The sequence below is a fragment of the Paenibacillus amylolyticus genome, from assembly GCF_036894225.1.
Taxonomy (GTDB): domain Bacteria; phylum Bacillota; class Bacilli; order Paenibacillales; family Paenibacillaceae; genus Paenibacillus; species Paenibacillus amylolyticus.
This window is the reverse complement of the sequence record NZ_CP145892.1, coordinates 2,004,454-2,017,546: the sequence shown is the minus strand read 5'-3', so window position 1 is coordinate 2,017,546 and position 13,093 is coordinate 2,004,454. Positions and strand designations below refer to the sequence as shown.

The 13,093-nt window shown below is 46.4% G+C and carries 11 protein-coding genes; 4 read left to right on the top strand and 7 right to left on the bottom strand.

All coding sequences use genetic code 11. The annotated features are described in order from the left end of the window. Positions 1-110: 110 nt before the first annotated feature. Positions 111-2,048 carry a threonine--tRNA ligase gene (thrS, locus tag V6668_RS09210; protein WP_036610058.1) on the bottom strand — a complete coding sequence of 646 codons (1,938 nt, stop codon included), beginning with the start codon at positions 2,046-2,048 and terminating at the stop codon, positions 111-113. A gap of 415 nt (positions 2,049-2,463) precedes the next feature. Beyond that, the gene (locus tag V6668_RS09205; protein ID WP_051447153.1) at positions 2,464-3,417 is read right to left on the bottom strand and encodes a putative sporulation protein YtxC; all 954 of its coding nucleotides are present in this window, start codon (positions 3,415-3,417) and stop codon (positions 2,464-2,466) included. 171 nt (positions 3,418-3,588) lie between these two features. On the opposite strand from V6668_RS09205, the gene V6668_RS09200 reads away from it, so the two are divergent. The 4 genes from V6668_RS09200 (at position 3,589) to V6668_RS09185 (ending at position 7,044) form a co-directional block, all read left to right on the top strand. Next, complete coding sequence (locus V6668_RS09200; protein WP_338708227.1) at positions 3,589-3,993, top strand: hypothetical protein; 405 nt, start codon at positions 3,589-3,591, stop codon at positions 3,991-3,993. A gap of 294 nt (positions 3,994-4,287) precedes the next feature. After that, positions 4,288-4,782 (top strand): cation:proton antiporter regulatory subunit, encoded by a 495-nt coding sequence (locus V6668_RS09195; protein ID WP_036610059.1) that lies wholly within the window; start codon positions 4,288-4,290, stop codon positions 4,780-4,782. A gap of 4 nt (positions 4,783-4,786) precedes the next feature. Beyond that, entirely contained in the window at positions 4,787-6,025 is a 1,239-nt protein-coding gene (locus tag V6668_RS09190) for a cation:proton antiporter (protein WP_036610060.1), read from the top strand. Between the two features lie 113 nt (positions 6,026-6,138). After that, positions 6,139-7,044, top strand: a complete 906-nt coding sequence (locus V6668_RS09185) for a YitT family protein (protein ID WP_051447155.1) — start codon at positions 6,139-6,141, stop codon at positions 7,042-7,044. Between the two features lie 85 nt (positions 7,045-7,129). Here the strand turns inward: V6668_RS09185 and V6668_RS09180 are convergent, their stop codons facing one another. From V6668_RS09180 to V6668_RS09160, 5 genes are all read right to left on the bottom strand, one after another. Continuing rightward, on the bottom strand, positions 7,130-8,143 hold the full coding sequence (locus V6668_RS09180) for a zinc-binding alcohol dehydrogenase family protein (RefSeq protein ID WP_076252422.1): 1,014 nt from the start codon (positions 8,141-8,143) through the stop codon (positions 7,130-7,132). Then, positions 8,140-9,117, bottom strand: a complete 978-nt coding sequence (locus V6668_RS09175) for an aldo/keto reductase (RefSeq protein WP_338708226.1) — start codon at positions 9,115-9,117, stop codon at positions 8,140-8,142. The genes V6668_RS09180 and V6668_RS09175 overlap by 4 nt, the downstream gene beginning before the upstream one ends. Before the next feature lie 233 nt (positions 9,118-9,350). Next, positions 9,351-10,487: a cyclic dehypoxanthinyl futalosine synthase gene (mqnC, locus tag V6668_RS09170; protein ID WP_047844209.1), complete on the bottom strand. Its 1,137-nt coding sequence runs from the start codon at positions 10,485-10,487 to the stop codon at positions 9,351-9,353. Positions 10,488-10,728: 241 nt separating this feature from the next. Then, a complete protein-coding gene (locus V6668_RS09165) occupies positions 10,729-11,901 on the bottom strand; it encodes a trans-sulfuration enzyme family protein (protein ID WP_211081142.1) in 1,173 nt (390 codons plus the stop codon). Next, positions 11,898-13,085 carry a PLP-dependent transferase gene (locus tag V6668_RS09160; protein WP_338708224.1) on the bottom strand — a complete coding sequence of 396 codons (1,188 nt, stop codon included), beginning with the start codon at positions 13,083-13,085 and terminating at the stop codon, positions 11,898-11,900. Before V6668_RS09160 ends, V6668_RS09165 begins: the two co-directional genes overlap by 4 nt. Between the last annotated feature and the right edge of the window lie 8 nt (positions 13,086-13,093).

The window sequence follows — 13,093 nt, the reverse complement described above, 5'->3', positions numbered from 1 at the left end:
ACTGCAAACACTACGAAAAAACGCCTGAATAACATAGGTCAATCCCATGTCATTCAGGCGTTATGCAGAGTGATCAGCGCAAATTATGCACTGGTTATCTGATAAATCATTTATACCAAACGTGTTGCAATTTCTTCTTTCAATTGAGCGATAATTTCATCGACCGGTTTCATGCCCAGATCACCTTCTCCACGCTTACGCACGGATACCGCTTCTGCATTACGCTCATTCTCACCAACAACAAACATATAAGGCATTTTCTCCAGCTGCGCCTCACGGATTTTATATCCAAGCTTCTCGTTCCGCAGATCGGCTTCAGCAGAGATTCCCGCACGTTTCAGCTTCGCTTCCACTTCACGCGCATAATCGTCGAAGTTTCCGGATACCGGGATCACTTTTGCCTGTACCGGAGACAACCACAATGGGAAAGCTCCTGCAAAGTTCTCCAGCAAGAATGCTGTGAAACGTTCCATTGTACTAATTACACCGCGGTGAATAACGACCGGACGATGTTTCTGTCCGTCATCTCCCACATATTCAAGTTCAAAGCGCTCAGGCAACAGGAAGTCCAGTTGAACCGTAGACAATGTCTCTTCTTTGCCCAGAGCTGTTTTGATCTGAACATCCAGCTTCGGACCGTAGAACGCCGCTTCACCTTCAGCTTCATAGAATGGAAGGTCAAGTTCTTCCACAACTTCACGCAGCATGCGTTGGGACATCTCCCACATCTCGTCGTTCTGGAAGTATTTCTCGGTATCCTGCGGATCACGATAGGACAGACGGAAACGGTATTCGTTAATACCGAAATCCTTATAGACTGTTTGAATCAACTCGATAACACGAGCGAACTCTTCTTTGATCTGATCCGGCCGTGCAAAAATGTGTGAGTCGTTCAGTGTCATTGCACGTACACGATGCAGACCTGTTAATGCCCCCGACATTTCATAACGGTGCATCATACCAAGCTCTGCAATACGGATTGGCAGATCACGGTAGCTGTGCATGCTGGACTTGTACACCATCATATGGTGAGGACAGTTCATTGGACGGAGAACAAGTTCCTCGTTATCCATTACCATTTTCGGGAACATATCTTCCTGGTAGTGCTCCCAGTGTCCAGATGTTTTGTACAATTCCACGTTACCCAGAACTGGTGTGTATACATGCTGGTATCCCAGGCTTTCTTCCAGATCCACAATATAACGCTCCAGAGTACGGCGCAGCTTCGCACCGTTAGGCAACCAGATTGGCAAGCCTTGACCGACCAGTTGGGAGAATGTGAACATTTCCAGCTCTTTACCCAACTTACGGTGATCCCGTTTTTTAGCTTCTTCGAGGAAGTGCAAATGCTCGTCCAGCTGTGCTTTTTTCACAAAAGCCGTACCATAGATACGTTGAAGCATTTTGTTTTTGCTATCTCCACGCCAGTAAGCACCCGCGACATTCATCAGTTTGAACACTTTGATTTTGCTAGTTGATGGTACGTGAGGGCCACGACACAAGTCGAAGAATTCACCTTGCTCATAAATCGTAATCACGCTGTCCGCTGGCAAATCACGAATCAGCTCAAGTTTGTAAGGATCGCCCACTTCTTCGAACGTTTTGATCGCGTCCTCGCGGCTAACTTCCTTACGTACAATTGGCAAGTTCTCATTCACAATACGTTCCATTTCCTTCTCGATCTTTTGCAAATCTTCAGGATTGAGCGCATGTTCGAGGTCCATATCATAGTAGAAACCATCTTCAATGACAGGGCCGATACCGAGGCGTACCTCTTTGTTACCATATAAACGTTTCACTGCTTGAGCCATCAAGTGAGCTGTACTATGACGCATCACTTCAAGTCCTTCTGGTGAATCCAGAGTTACGATCTCCACCAATGCTCCCTCATGAAGTGTTGTGGACAAGTCCACCACGATACCATCCAGCTTGCCGGCTACGGCATTTTTGCGCAATCCGCTGCTAATTGAAGCGGCTACGTCCTCAATGCTGCTGCCATCCGCGTACTCACGTACCGAACCATCCGGTAATTTAATGTTCACTGCCATTTGTCTCATTCCTCCTGTTAATGTAACCTTTGTGTCCAGATATTTATGGACTGATTATCTATTGCTATTCCAGTCATTTTGCAAAGGAACGCAAAAAACACCCGTCCCGGCAAAGGGACGAGTGATATATACTCGTGGTTCCACCCTAATTCAGCTGATTCATCCATATTCGGAAATACAGCCCTCATTGGCATGACGATAACGGGCATGACCCGGCAGATCCTTACTCGCGGATAATCCCCATTAAAGGCGATATTCTAACTCCACTTTCAAAATTGCAGCTACAAAGGGGTAAACCATACGTGATATCTGGAGGAAATTTCAGCCTTGGTTCCTCTCTCTGCACCGATCTTGCGTGTGGTTGTTGTCTTTGTCAACGCTTTTGGTTCAATGGTTCACATGAAAAATTCATGGATCAACAGTTATTATAATTGCCGAGATCACTTGCGTCAAGACCTGTCAACAATCCTGAGCGCAGCACTTCGCATTCCGGGCAATGATGACATATTTGCACTTTGTCTTCAAAGATCTGGCATATGGTCGAGATGATTGGCAGATCCGGGGTACGTGTATGGAGCATGACCTTCTCAGGAGAGATCGAGATGAGTGTACTTACAATCATATCTTCAATATCCATCTCCAGTTCCAGACCCGGCATTTCCACAACGACCTGTTCATCCTTTTGCACGGGTAACAGATTAAGTCCAGCATCCAGGACCTGAAATTCATGCATTCCCTTGTGTACAAGATGAACCAGAGGTACTTTGGCTTCTTGAAAAAACACAAAATATTTTAACAACCCCATAAACTCTTCATACTGCCGATCCATCCAGAACTCATCCAGCGCATACTCCACTAATTCCTGAAGCTCCTGCTTATATGGCCGTATGCGGAAGTTGATAATGCCTTCAAGGTGAAAAAAGTGAACATCCTCCAGGTCCTGCCGTAGTCCACTGGCTAACGTAGTACGGCGGCGCTCCCGAAGTCCAGGCTGATCCAGATCACCATTTAATAGAAGTGGCATGCAGATTCGATTGACCTTTTCCACCTCATGCTCATCCATGACAGAACACGCCTTGGCGATCATATCCTCCACCATGCTCCGTTCTTGTGTCTCCATAATGAAGTCGGCGAGTCCAAGGGAGAGCAGATCACTGATCCGGGGAAGCCATTGCTGGAAGTCTTCGTGATTCTCATTCCCTCTGCACACCCAGGTTGCTCTTCCATCATTATGTTTGAAGGTGAGCCGAAATCCTCTTTTACTTATATGTAAACCTTTGGTTTTTTCCTTGACACAACGATAAAATTGATCCGCTTCCTCTTGCCCCGATACATCGGTCCATACAGCAAACAGTTCCACAAGAATCACTCCTTTCCTTCCTGTTCAAAGTATATGGCAAGGCCGATGGGGATATACGAAGCGGATTGATGGAAAGCGTGTCATGATTTCTCAGTATATTATAAAGAGGTTTGGAGTTAAGACAAAAATGTGTTATTATTTTAATAACAGTATATTTCACGGGAAAGGAGGGAAGCCAAAATGAGACAACAACCTAGAATACTCCACTACACTATCATTATCATTTTGTGCGTTTTCCAAGCCTTGTGCTTCCCTATTCCGATGCAGACCGAATCTGCCGTTGGGGTGTCTGTAGAAGCAACTTCCAACAAGGAAGTGCTGTTGCAAATACCCGAACCCCAGCAGAAACCTGTCATTCGCAAATACCCACAAGTTATGTCCAAGCTGATTGCGGTTACGCATAATAAGCCTGTCTTTCTTGTCCTCGCATTGGTATTGATGCTGCGAATCCCTACAACGGGTCTGTCCTTTAAACCGTGGTATTGTCTGTTTAAACGCAGATTATTTCTGCTACCTATTAAGTTTACCAGCATGTATGTATCCCTCACCCCTATAGCACCAAAATACGTGAACGCTCTTCACTAGCCGTTACGACGTATTTACAGGTTGCTTTTGCATGAAGACACCTCTGTAATTAAAGACGGTGCGCTTGTGCATAACTTATAACCCTTTTAGCACACGTTAGATAAACCTATGTTTATGACAGTACCTATTTTTGTTGTACCCAAACCGACAAATTCAAATCATATGGCTGTGTCAGGAATTTCTGGCTCTGTTTACCCGCATTTTTTGATGTTCCCTTGAGCAGCAGATTAATCATTTTCGGGAAATAAGCCTGTCTTCTATGGCCAGCCCCTAATTATAAGGAGGCAACAATCCATGGATGTACGCGAAACAGACTTGCCGGGAATCGGCAAAAAATTTCAGATTGAAACAAGCAGCGGTGATAAAATTGTCATTATTATTCACGATGACGGTCGCCGGGAAATGTACCACTTCGAGTATGATGATCCCGATCAAAGCATCTCGATGATCACACTTGACGATTACGAAGCACGACAGATTGCTGCTATTGTTGGCGGATTAACTTACAAACCAAAACAGCTTGAAAATATTGAAGTAACGTTTGACGACCTGATTATCGAGTGGTACAAAATCGAACCATCCTTCGGAAGTATCGGTAAATCCATCGGTGAATTGGACGTACGTCAAAACTCTGGGGCAACGGTTATCGCCGTTGTAGAGAAAAATCACAAAAAACATATCAGCCCAGGTCCGGAGGTAGTTATCAGTGCAGAATCCACGGTGGTAGCCGTTGGCGAACGCAATCAGCAGAAACTGTTTAAATCCCTCCTCCTGACTGGAAGGGGGTAAATAGATGGATCATTTGATATTCGAAGTAGGTCTGGCCCTTGTGCTTATTGCAGCAGCCGGCCTTTTATCGGCAAAACTAAGATTTTCGGTCGTTCCATTTTATATTCTGATCGGGATGGCCGTGGGGCCACATGCCATGAAAATCTGGCATCTGGACTTCCGTTTTATTGAGAGTCAGCCTTTTATTGAATTTATGGGTCGGATCGGTATCCTGTTCCTTCTCTTCTACCTTGGACTTGAATTCTCGGTAGGTCGTTTAATTAAATCGGGTCGCTCTATTGCAGTTGGCGGCTCGATCTACATCGGCATTAACTTTACGCTGGGATTAATATTCGGTTTTGTGTCCGGTTTCCCAGTTGCAGAAGCACTTATTATCGCAGGTATAACTACCATCTCTTCCAGTGCCATTGTGGCCAAGGTACTCGTCGATTTGAAACGAACGGCCAATCCGGAAACAGAGATGATATTGGGTATTATTATGTTCGAAGATGTATTCCTCGCTGTATATATCTCGATCTTGTCCGGACTTGTGCTTAGTGATTCATCCTCCATCGGAGGCGTCATCATGTCTGCACTTATTGCCCTCGGATTCATGCTTATCGTGATTATCCTTGGACGCAAAGCAACACCGCTACTAAACAAATTGCTTAAAATTCGATCGAATGAGCTATTCTCTCTAGTTGTATTTGGAGCCTTGTTCCTGGTAGCTGGTTTCTCTGAAACTATTCATGTTGCCGAAGCGATTGGTGCATTACTGGTTGGTCTGGTGCTTGCTGAAACAGAACACGCGAAACGGATTGAGCACTTGATTCTACCGTTCCGTGACTTCTTCGGAGCAATCTTCTTCTTCAGCTTTGGATTGTCCATTGATCCGTTGTCCTTGGGTGGCGATGCCGTATGGTTAGCTCTGATTGCAGTTGTTATTACATTGTTCGGTAACTTCCTGGCGGGTATGCTGGCCGGGCGCAGTGCAGGACTATCACCCAAAGCATCGGCGAATATTGGATTAACCATTGTGTCACGGGGTGAATTTTCCATTATCTTGGCCAACATGGGTAAAGCCGGGGGACTGTTGCCAATGATTCAACCGTTTGCCGCGCTGTATGTCCTAATTCTGGCCATTCTGGGTCCTTTATTAACCAAAGAGTCCAAACATGTATTCCGTTTATTGGATAAAATATTCAAGTTCAAAGATCCTCGGAAAAAGAAAGAAGAACCAAAGGTGCTGCAGAAAGAAGGATAACACCTATGTCTGTACAGAACAGACATACTAACGTACTTCGCGGCTCTTACGCCGATCTTTCTGTGACTAACCCAGGGAGAATGGCTCGAAAGCCGCACTAAGGAGGATGACCTATGAAAGCACCTCTGATATCGGCTAATCCGGTGCCAAACACCGCCAAGACCAGGATATCGTCTACCCGCCGCTGGTTAAACCTGTTTCTCGTTATTGCGGGCGGAATTCTGGCCTCCGTGGGACTTGAATTGTTCTTACACCCCAATAAGATTATTATTGGAGGCATTACAGGCATTTCCTCACTCTTCGCCCACTGGACCGAAATGAGGATTGGATTGTTCCTATTTTTATTCAATGTGCCGTTTATATTTCTGTCTTACAAGATTGTGCAGAAGAAATTTGTACTGGTTACTGTTCTAGGTCTGGTTGTCTTTTCGATCGGTGCCATTGTGCTTCATCCCATGCCGCCACTTGTAGAGCATCCGCTGGCTGCCGCCATGTTTGGCGGATTATGCCTCGGACTCGGAATTGGGCTCGTCGTACGGTATGGCGGGACACTGGATACGCTGGAAATCGGTGATCCGTCTTCCCGCCCACCTGAACGTGTATTTAGCGGAAAACGGATGCTTATCGAAAAAATAATCATGCTGCTTAACTTGTTGATACTGACAGCCGCTGGTGTTGTCTTTGGCTGGGACCAAGCGATGTATTCCGTAATCGCCTATCTTATTGCTTATGAAATGGTGTACATTGCGTTCAGGGGCTTCTCTTCCAAACGCAAAGTATGCATATTGACCACACAAAGCTCTCAAGTTGAAAAAGCTGTACGCAAACGGCTACGCCGTGAACCTGGAATTCTGGAAGCCACTTCTGACTCAACACAACTCGCGATGGCGGAAGGATGGATCAGGCAAATCCCGGGTGCACTTTATTATGAGGTACATGTGCTTGAGATGATCTGGTTGAAGTCCATTGTGCGTCACATTGATCCACATGCGGGCATTGTAACGAATCCGGAAAAATAAAAAAACGCTCTCTTCCCCTATGGATGGACAGTATTGTCCACCAAGGTCAGAGAGCGTTTTTTTCTGTTATTATAATTAATTGATATTATAGTTCAACGATAGCTTTGACTACATGTGAATCTGGCAAAAGCCATTGATCTATTGCAGTAGGTAACTCATCAAATTCCACTCGGTGTGTGATATACCCATCCATGCTTAATTTCTTTTGACGCAAGGTCGACAGGACTTGTTCAAAATCTTCACAGGTTGCGTTTCGACTGCCCAGGATGCTCATCTCCCGCTTGTGAAATTCGGGGTCATGAAAGGTAATATCCGCTTTCACCAGTCCTACAAAAATGAGTTGACCACTATGCGCCACATATTGAATGGCCCCATTCATGGAATTCACGTTACCTGTTGCATCGAAGACAGCTGTAGCATAGTCGCCTCCCGTAATTTCAGCTACTTGTTGTACAGCATGTTCATTGGCCTGTACCAGGTCATCCGCTCCAGCCCAAGTCCGGCTAAGCTCCAGCCTGTCCAGATTACGATCAACGGCAATAACACGCGCCCCCGCCTGTTTGGCAAATGCCATCACACCCAATCCAATGGGTCCAGCTCCAATCACAACCACATGCTCACCAGGTTTAATTCCTGCTCTTCTGACGGCATGGGCTCCAATGCTTAATGGTTCTACCATTGCCGTCTCATCCAGTGTCAAACCCTCTGCTGAGAGCAGATGTGAGACAGGCACGTTGATTTTTTCTCTCATGCCTCCGTCTACGTGCACACCCATGACTTGCATGGACGCACAACAATTGGTTTTTCCACTGCGACATGCAATACAGTGACCACAGTGCAGATACGGAATAATACTTACCTGATCCCCAGGCTGTAACCCAGCCTCGTTCGGACCGATTTCTTCAATAACAGCCGCCAGTTCATGACCCAGAACACGAGGATAGGTAAAGAATGGCTGATTGCCTTTGTACGCATGCAGATCCGTTCCACAGATCCCAATCCGCCGAATGGCAACCAACGCCTCTCCTTCTGCTCGTTCTGGTTGAGGCAGGTCCTGGAGCTTCAATTGATCTATTTCTTCACATACAATGGCTCTCATCGTTGCTCCCCCTTGGATGCTTCTGCTGACGTGTTGCTTGGCTTCGTATTATATTCAGGTCGTCCGCTTGACCACGTCTCGTTATGCAATGGAGCCAGAATGCGCAGCACTTCATCCAGCAGGCTCTGATCCAACGGTTCCTCTATCCAGGCTGCATTATTGAGGATATTGCGCTGGCTGGCACTGCTCACCAGTGTTGTCGGAATTCGTTCATTCGATGTGGAGAATTGCACGGCCAGCTTGGCAATGTCACTACCTTGTTCTGCACAGAAGCGGGCAGCCTTCAGGCAGAGCTCTTTCACCCGATCGTCTGCCGGATGCCAGGCAGGAGCCCCTCGGGTACTCAACAAGCCCATAGAAAGAGGCGAAGCATTGACGAGGCCAATTTCTTTTTTTTCCAACAGGGGCAATAACGATAATAATGAGGTATCATTCAATGAATAATGACAATACGAGATGATCGCATCCGCATCGATCTGTGGCAGAACCTTCTCGAACAACGGCAAGGGCAATCCACAAATGCCCGCATGTCGTATAACTCCCTGCTCTTTCAGACGCAGCAACGTTGGAAAGGCTTCTTCTACGATGATCTTTGCTGGCACAAATTCTATATCATGCAGGAACAGAATGTCGATATAGTCTGTATGCAGTCGATCCAGGCTCTCTTGCACGCTATCCAGAATCCGCTGACGTGAAAAATCAAACTCATTTTCCCCATACCTTCCGGCTTTGGTTGATAACATATATGAATTTCGCGGCAAGCTGCGGATGGCTTCACCCAACACGGACTCCGCTTTTGTCAGCCCGTAGTAAGGCGAAACGTCTATGTAATTCATCCCCGCATCTACGGCCGCATGTACAGTGCGAATCCCTTCGTCCCGGTCAATGTCACGAAATACAGAACCGAGTGAGGATGCTCCAAAACTCAATACAGGTACGTCCAGTTTCGTCTTGCCAAGTATTCTTCTCTTCATCGGTTTAACCCCTTCCAGCGTGTCTGACTACACAAGTTCCCTTTCATTGTAACAGTTCAATTTCAATATAAAATATCGCCAATTGCGTAACATGTACTGTTTGATGACCTCGAACCGCAGAAAGAAATCAAAAAGCCCGCCGTATCTCCAAACGGAGTAGTCAGCGGGCTTGGCTTCATAAATACTTATCTAACGATCAAAGTTTATAAAGAGTAGTATTGAATTAATTAGAATTAGTTCTGCATTACGAAATCTTCATGTACGGCATTCTCTTCGTCGAACATGCGCACAATCTCGTATCGGGTGTTACGTTGTGCCGGGATATAACCGGACTCCCGAATCAAACGGAGAATGGATTCAATGTTAACTTTATATGTTGCACCAGCAGCAGATACAACGTTCTCTTCAATCATAGTGCTACCGAAGTCATTACAGCCAAATTCAAGCGACTTCTTACCGATCTCAGGACCCATCGTTACCCAAGAGGATTGAATGTTCTTAATATTATCAAGTACAAGGCGGCTGATGGCTACAGTCTTCAAGTACTCTTCTGGAGTCTGACGCTCCAGCTTGAGGTTGGTATTGTCTGGCTGGAAAGTCCAAGGAATGAACGCCAGGAAACCTTCGGAGTCATACTTGTTCGCAATACATTCGTCCTGAGCTTCACGTACACGGAGCAAGTGCAATGCACGCTCTTCCATCGATTCACCAAGGCCGATAACCATCGTTGCCGTGGTGTTCATACCGATGCGGTGTGCAGTTTGCATAACGTCCATCCAATCCCGCCATGAACCTTTCAAGCGGCTGATTTTCCGACGTGTGCGGTCATCCAGAATTTCAGCGCCACCGCCAGGCAAGGAATCCAGTCCAGCTTCGTGAATGGCACGAACAACTTCTTCCAATGTAAGGCCATCGGATACTTCAACCATTTTCATAATCTCCGCTGGGGAGAAAGAGTGCATCGTGATGTTCGGGAAACGCTCTTTGATGGCTTTCAACAGGTCTGTATAATAGCTGAAAGGCAAGTTTGGATTCGTTCCACCTTGCATCAAAATCTCGGTTCCATTCACATCTTCCGTTTCCTGAATCTTCTGGAAAATAACTTCGTCCGGAAGCACATAACCTTCATCCGAACCAGGTCTGCGGTAGAAAGCACAAAAACGGCAGTACACATCACACACGTTTGTGTAGTTGACGTTACGCCCAATTACAAATGTTCTGTATGGTTCAGGGTGCATGCGTTTCATAATGACATTAGCAGCTGCCCCGATTTTGTCCACTTCATTCGATTCAAATAGCTCAATCGTGTCTTCCAAGTCCAAACGTTCGCCCCGAAGGGCTTTATCTAAGATACGGTCTACCGTACTCATCGTAAAAAAGCCTCCCTCATGAAGAGAAATTATATAACGATCCGTCCCAACTTGTTCAAGAGAAGCAAGTTCTGGTGGCAACATCGTATTTCTGTACTCCACATATCGTAACACAGGTTACATGTGAAAAAAAGCACCTTATGTACAGGTGCTTTAAAAATAAGTAAAAATTTTTACATATGGAAAAGAATTAGTTCGAGATTAAGTGATACGCATCGGCGTATTCGGGCATCCACTTTTGTTAGGATTCCTGAAGTGCTTGTTCCAAATCTACAATGAGATCTTCGATATCTTCCAGACCTACAGAGAAGCGCAGCAACCCATCTGTAATGCCACGGTCACGGCGAACCTCAGCCGGCATTGCCGCATGAGACATCATCGCTGGGTAGGACAGAATACTCTCCACAGCTCCCAAGCTTACAGCAACAATGGGGAGCTTCACCCGGTTAAGAACTGCTTTTGCACGATCACCTGAACCGACGTCAAATGAAACGACAGCTCCATATCCTGTGGATTGGCGCTCATGTGCCTCGCGGCCCGGATGTTCCTCCAGTCCAGGATAAAAGACAGCAGTAATATCACTGCGCTCATTAAGCCATGCCGCCAGTTTGGCTGTGCTCCGTTCACTATGAGCCATGCGAGCCCCCAAGGTTTTCATCCCGCGCATCAGAAGCCAGGATTCTTGTGCCCCGAGTACAGTCCCGAGTCCATTTTGCAACTGTTTCAGTTGTACGCCAAGTGATTCCGTACGAGCAACAGCTAACCCTGCCAGTACATCACTGTGACCTCCGAGAAACTTCGTAGCACTATGTACGACGATGTCCACACCAAGCTCAATTGGACGCTGATAGTACGGTGTCATAAAGGTGTTATCCAGAATCGTGATCAGGTCATGTTCCTTCGACCAGTCAGTTACGGCAGCGATATCCGTAATTCGTAGTGTAGGGTTGGACGGTGTTTCCATATAAACTGCCTTGGTGTTTGGCTTGAGTGCCGCTTTTACTTCATCTATATTGGTCATGTCTACAAAGGTTGTCTCGATCTGCATACGGCTTAATATGGAAGTAAGCAAACGATACGTACCTCCATATACGTCTTCCGTAACAATCATGTGATCCCCTGCGGAGAACATCATGAACACGCTGGATATCGCGGCCATTCCCGATGAATAGGCGAATCCTCGTGCACCGCCCTCCAGCAGTGTGATGTAATCTTCCAAAGCCTGACGTGTCGGATTACCCGAACGACTGTAATCATGTTGAGGCGGATTGAAGATATCAAAATGATGGAATGTTGATGCTTGGTAGATCGGTACACTGGACGCTCCAGTCGTTTTGTCAATCTCATCTCCAAAATGGAGCAATTTGGTATCAAATTTCAACTCGGAATTGGGCTTGTTGTTGGACTCACTCATGAGTGCACGCCTCCTTCCACTTCCTGTTGTGCAACTGTCAGAGCATTGCCGAGATCTGCAATCAGATCATCTGCATGTTCAATACCCACGGAGAACCGGAGCAGACGGTCATCCACACCTACGGCTTCACGTATTTCAAGAGGTATATCCGCATGAGTCTGTACTGCTGGATAAGTCATGAGTGATTCAACTCCACCGAGACTTTCGGCAAAAGCAATGAGTTTGATATGACGAAGTAATGGTTCAACATAACGTGCATCCTTCACTTTGAAAGAGAAGATACCGGTGTTACCCGTGGATTGTTTATTCTGTACCTCATACCCCGGATGATCCGATAGGCCTGGATGATACACTTCAACCACCGCTGGGTGCTCAAGCAAGTATTTGGCAATGGTAAGTGCATTGTGCTCATGACGCTCCATGCGAAGAGCCAGCGTTTTCATACCTTTCATCAGCTGATAGGAGTCACTTGGAGATAATACCGCTCCAATGGAATTATGCAGGAACGCCATCTCAGCAGATAACGCCTCACCTTTGGTAATAATTAATCCGGCCAACACATCATTGTGTCCGCCCAGATATTTGGTAGCGCTATGAATGATGATATCGGCACCCAGTTCAATCGGACGTTGGAAAAATGGAGTCAGCAACGTGTTGTCAACAATGGTCAACAGGTTGTAACTTTTCGCCCAGGAAGCGACAGCTTCCACATCTGTGATCATCATCAACGGATTGGTTGGTGTCTCAATAAATACAGCTTTGGTATTCGGCTGACGAACATTTTCCAGTGCTGCAATGTCATTTGTATCCACATAACTTGCGGTTACACCGAAACGGGACAAGATGCGTTCAAGCAGACGATAGGTTCCGCCGTATAGATCCAGCGATACAATCAGATGATCCCCTTGACCGAACATGGCAAAGATGGTTTGTAGCGCGGCCATACCTGAGCTACAGGCAAATCCTGCATCACCGGACTCCAGCGCTGCGGCCGCCTCTTCCAACACTTTGCGAGTTGGGTTGGTCGTACGAATATAATCAAACCCCGTGCTTTGTCCAAGCTTCGGGTGGCGAAACGCAGTGGATTGATAGATCGGAAAGTTAATGGCGCCTGTAACCGGTTCATTGATGGACCCAATTTGTGCTAAGCGGCTTTCGATTTTCAACTTGTTGTTGTCTTCCATTGCTGCAT